The organism is Alcaligenes sp. AB3 (assembly GCF_031844565.1).
In the GTDB taxonomy this organism is placed as follows: domain Bacteria; phylum Pseudomonadota; class Gammaproteobacteria; order Burkholderiales; family Burkholderiaceae_B; genus Alcaligenes; species Alcaligenes faecalis.
The window spans coordinates 1-4,242 of record NZ_JAUZVM010000020.1 but is presented as its reverse complement, the minus strand read 5'-3'; the positions used below and the strand labels follow the sequence as shown (position 1 = coordinate 4,242).

Sequence of the window (4,242 nt, the reverse complement as noted above, 5' to 3'; positions counted from 1 at the left end):
CCTGACCGAAGACGCGCACAACAGCCACATCGTGCCGGAGTTGGCTCCTGCTCCCGGGGAGTTCGTTGTTCGCAAGAATGTGCCGTCGGCCTTCTTTGGCACGCCCTTGGCGGCGTGGCTGACCCAGCGTGGTGTGCAAACACTGCTGGTTGCCGGTGCGGTTACCAGTGGTTGCGTGCGTTCCAGCGTGGTCGATGCGATGCAACTGGGCTTTCGCCCCCTGGTCGTCTCTGATTGCGTGGGTGACCGTGCGATTGGCCCACACGAGGCTAACCTGTTCGACATGCGACAGAAGTACGCCACCGTGGCAACGCGTGAAGAGGCGATGAAGTTGATTGGAGTTTAAGACTCGGGGTTTTTAAACTTTTGAGTCTTTGAGAAGAACGATGTGCTTCGTCATTTTTTAGCAGTTTGATTGACGGAGCCTGTGTCGTCTTTTAACTGGTCTGTTTCTACAGATTGGTGATCGAGTATCGGTGGTCTGCCGCTTGGGGGCAGGCTATCGGACCTGTGCCCCTGAGAGTCGAACGACTCTCGGGGGCTTTTTTATAGTTTCTGTTCAGGTCCGTGTGAGGGCGTGGATTGTTAGAACGCCCAGCGCAGATTCACCTGCCCTTGCAGCGACGAATATCCGCCTCCGAACTGTGAGCTGATGCCGGTGCCAATCGACAGACGCTCACTGCGTTGCCAGGTCAGGCCTGCACGCAGGCTCATCGTGTCGCGGGGCAGCACGCTATTACGGGTATTGAACGCTGTATCCGTGGACGCAATGGCGAAACGGGCTGCTTGAGTCAGGTCGCGATCCAGCCATTCGTGATTCCAGCCCACGTCAACGTTCACGGCCAGCTTGCTGCCATCAGTCAGGTCGCGATTCCATTCCGCCGTCAGCCCCAGGCTGGAGCGCAAGGCGTCTACGCGTTTGCTGTCCAGGTGAAGGCGCGTGGCGGCGTTGCCCGATTCGTCGACCGATGGGCGGGACACCAAGGCGTAGTTCATGCTGGCAAAGGGGCCTACCGAAAACGAGGGGTTCAGCTCCCAAAGGTAGCCTGTGCCTGCGTCAATCGACAGATTGCGTCCCGTCCAGTCGGACGAGTGCGTGGCCTGGTAGTCTCCAATGGCAATTTGCCTGCGCATATCGGCTTGTTCCAGACCCAGGCGCAGCCCGCTGAATGCAAAAAGACCTTCCCGTGCACCGGGGCGGTATTGCAGATGGGCGGCAAGGCCGAACGCGGTGGCTTTGCTCTTGCCGGAGTAAGGGGCATCCGGTTTGACCGACAGATCGGAAATATCAAGCTGGGCTCCCACGGCGAAGTCGGGGGCCGACTCCAGGGCGCGCCCGGCTCCAACGATCAGGCCGTAGCTGTTGGCATCGTAGCCAAGCATGGACCCGCGTGTGTTTTGATCGCCACTGGCACCAAATACCAAGGCGTAGCCTTGCCAGTCGGTGCCGGGCCGCAACATGCTTTGGCTCAGGCCTTGGCGGGCGGTTTGCATGATCGAACGCTCGTGCATCAGGGAGGCGGCCAATGCAGTGCTGTAGCCAGCGGGTGATATCTGGTCCAGAGCAGCGGGTATTTGTGAACCGTCCGTGGCCGAGAAGTCGAGCGTCTGGAACAGAGCTTGTGCGGGTGCCGTTCCGGCGGCGGCCAGTTTGAATAAAGCCTTGCCGGCCTCTTGCTGGTTTTCGTTGCGGCCATACTGGCTGTAGGCATTGTCGGCTCGGGTGGCAGACAAGCGGTAGCGCTCGTTACCCAAGGGTGTCGCGTCAAACTGCAAGGTGGGCGATACGGCGGTGATCTGTGTGGCGTCAAAGCTGCCGTTGTAGCTGGCTGCCTCCACAAACGAGCCAGTGTCGACCGCCCAGGCGTTTTGGTACCAATCGGCCACTGGCGTCAGTTTCAGCGTGCCGGCCAGGTCCGCATTGCCACTGATGGCAAGCGCGTCATGGTCGCCTTTGCCATCAAACTCGGCCACCAGTTGGCCCGTTGCGGTTTGCTGGAAGTCGCCATTTACCTTGATGCGTCCGACTGAGTTGCCTGGTGTCAGGGTGCCGGCGTTAATCAGGGTCTGGCCGCTGGCCAGATCGAAGCTGGCATTGCCGCCTAATGTTGCCGCTTCCTTGATGGTGGCGTTGTGGACCTGCAAGGTGCCGTTCAGTTGTGTTGTGCCGCCGTCAAAGGATAGAGCCAGATTGTCTTTGCCTGTGATGTTACCGGCGTAGCTCAAGTGGAAGGTGGCATCGGGCTGATCAATGCTGCGGCCCATATTGTCGGCAGCCTGACCAAAGGACAGTGTGGTCAGGCGCAGCTGATTGTTGTCGTCACGCTCTGCATAATGCGAAACGATATCGCCTTCAATTTGGGCGCCTTGCATCAGATTGATGCGCTTGACGTAGGCATTGTCGGAAATCAGGATGGCTGCTTGCCGGCCTGCAACCCGTCCGCTAATGTCGGCTTGTTCAACCAGCGGGCCGTTCAGTTCGGGGAGCAGGGCTTCATTGGTGCCATTGATGCTGCGTATGTAGGAGCCACGGCGTTCGACTTCGTTGCTCAGTGAGTTGGTGCCAAAATCAAAACGCAGACCTACACCCTGAGGGCCGGTGGCCTGGATGTCGCCGCGATGAACCAGTGTGTGTCCGCGTCCGTAGGCAAATTGCACGCCTTGTCCGTTCAAGCCATCTGCGTAGATTCTGACGCCTGGATCGATGACAAGGGTGTTGTTCTCGCCATCCACCCGTATCCCTGCGCCGCCTGATCCTGCAGCCAGCAGGTCAGCGGCTTGTCGAACCTGATTGTTGCTGCCATAGATATGCAGGCCCAGACCCAGTGTGGATTGGTTGTATTGGCCAGGGAGGTAGTGCGTGCCTTCGGCATTGCGGGCAAAGAAGCCTTGTGTATTCACCAGTTCAAGGCCATCGCCGTAGATCGAGCGTCCGAAGAAGTTTGCCCGGTCTATGGTGTAGCCCAGGTCTTGCAGTACCGCCAGTTCAGCTTCCATGAAGCCTGAATAGTTGCGGTAGTTCTGGTGGCTCATGACGCTGTTTCGAAGTTCGATATGGCTCATGAAGTCGTCATCTACGCTGCCGCCGTCACCCAGAATCTTGATGGGTACACCACGCAGGCCTCCAGCCAGGACTTGCTCGATATTGGCACCGATCAGGAAACCCTTGTCCTGGCGCAGATCGAAGGCATTAGCATCGTAGGGGATGTTACAGCCGGTACACAGAATGCTCTGGCCCGCGCGTGCTGGATTGCCGTTGTCGTCTCTTAGCAGTTGAGTCCAGCTATTGAGCTGGTTTTTGAAATACGGCCGTATGTCTTTGTCATCGCCCCAGTTTTCTACGGTGCTGGAAATACCCAGCCCATGGGCAATTTCGTGAATGGCTGTCAGAAGTACGCTGTCTTTTCCGCTAAGCGGTGTTTGCGTCAAAGCCGGGTTCAGTGCGTAGTCGTCCTGGCCCAGGCCAAAAAAGCCGTGCCCGCCTAAAGGTAGCGTGCCTGCTGCGGGTGAGAGGCCCAGGATGTTTTGCTGCATTTGTGTTAGTGCGCTCTTGCCGCCGTTTGCCTCGAGTGAGCCGCCGTAGGCATTGCCTGGCATGTCAACAGTGCCGATATTGACGATGGTCGCCGGGTTATCGCCTTGCGGTTGGAGTATTTCTGCCCAGTAGCGCAGGCCCTCAACGATCTCGTTTTTATAGGCTTCATGGCCTTGCCAGCTCCAGAAGGACGTTTCGCTGTCGTCGAATACTCCATCGCCAATTTCGAAAAATCGCGCGATAAAGACGGGGCGTCCCGAGGAGTTTTCTATTGTTCTGTCTTCCAGGGCTTGAGCAGACAGTGGGGCAATGGTCAGCGCCAGGGCGGCATACAGTTTTGTTAGTTTCATTGTTGAGCAGGTGTTGAATGCGCGAGATATTGTTTGCACTGAATGGCCCCTGAGGTAGAGGAAACAGTTTGATTAGAGTGGGGCGTTCATTGTTGCTGCATCGTGAGGGGCTGACGCAGGGGAGGCTCCTTTGCTCAGCGTCGGGAAAATATAGCAGATAGTGTCAAATTGATAGTGTTGGTTTTAAACCTTTGTCCCTCTTTTTTAAACGCGGGGGTATTTGCTTTTTGCGAATTTCGAATTTCGAATTTTGGGCTTAGGGCTTAGGGCTTAGGGCTTAGGGATTGGGGTAGTAGAGTGCTTGTTTTGGCGCGGCTTTCTTCTGGACGTGCCGTTTGGGCTTCGCGTGAGGGCGGC

Annotated in this window: 2 protein-coding genes; one reads left to right on the top strand and one right to left on the bottom strand. The window is 57.2% G+C overall.

Translation table 11 applies throughout. The annotated features are described in order from the left end of the window. On the top strand, positions 1–346 hold a 346-nt coding region (locus Q9R35_RS18645; RefSeq protein ID WP_311220253.1), incomplete at its 5' end, for an isochorismatase family protein. A gap of 239 nt (positions 347–585) precedes the next feature. Here the strand turns inward: Q9R35_RS18645 and Q9R35_RS18640 are convergent. Then, complete coding sequence (locus Q9R35_RS18640) at positions 586–3,885, bottom strand: autotransporter outer membrane beta-barrel domain-containing protein (protein WP_311220252.1); 3,300 nt, start codon at positions 3,883–3,885, stop codon at positions 586–588. Positions 3,886–4,242: the final 357 nt, after the last annotated feature.